This window comes from Oleiphilus sp. HI0117, assembly GCF_001635235.1.
Window position 1 is genome coordinate 1 of record NZ_LWGA01000454.1, and the last position, 786, is coordinate 786.

The 786-nt window shown below is 43.5% G+C and carries 1 protein-coding gene; it reads left to right on the forward strand.

The genetic code is table 11. The features are described 5' to 3' along the window. Positions 1 to 786, forward strand: a 786-nt coding sequence (locus A3757_RS05240; RefSeq protein ID WP_197469816.1) for a bifunctional N-acetylglucosamine-1-phosphate uridyltransferase/glucosamine-1-phosphate acetyltransferase, incomplete at both ends; no start/stop codon positions are given.

A 786-nucleotide genomic window follows, 5' to 3' on the forward strand; every position in this document is an offset into this window, starting at 1 on the left:
TGTTGCATAAGTTTATTCCGACACTTGGTAACAGCAATGCACAAGGCGAGTACTACTTAACTGATATTATCGAGATCGCCGTAGCAAATGGCTTGCGAGTTGAAAGCCATCAGCCAAGTTTTGAGCAGGAAGTTCAAGGCGTGAATAATCGCCTGCAACTATGTGAATTAGAGTGCTGGCACCAAAGCATGATATCGGAACAGCTAATGCTTCAAGGTGTCACCATCTATGATCCAAATCGTTTAGACGTGCGCGGTGAATTAGAATGCGGCCAAGATGTCACTATCGATCTTAATTGTATTTTCGAAGGGCATGTCGTACTTGGTGAGGATGTCAGCATTGCACCAAACTGCATTATCAAAAATTCAACAATCGGTGCTGGTACCACGATACATGCTAATTCAATTATCGAAGATAGCTTTGTGGCAAGCGCCTGTAATGTGGGCCCGTTTGCAAGACTGAGACCCGGAACGAGTTTAAAAACTAAAGCGAAAGTCGGTAACTTTGTTGAGACCAAGAAGACGACCGTTGGTGAAGGTAGTAAGATTAACCATCTTAGCTATGTTGGTGACGCAACCTTAGGCAAAAATGTTAACGTGGGTGCAGGTACAATTACCTGTAACTATGATGGCGTTAACAAGTTTCAAACAGAAATTGCAGATGATGTGTTTGTTGGCTCCAATACATCATTAGTTGCGCCGGTGAAAGTTGGTAAGCGTGCGACTATTGGCGCGGGGTCTACTGTCAATAAAGATATAGAAGAAGAACAACTAGCTGTAGCCAGGT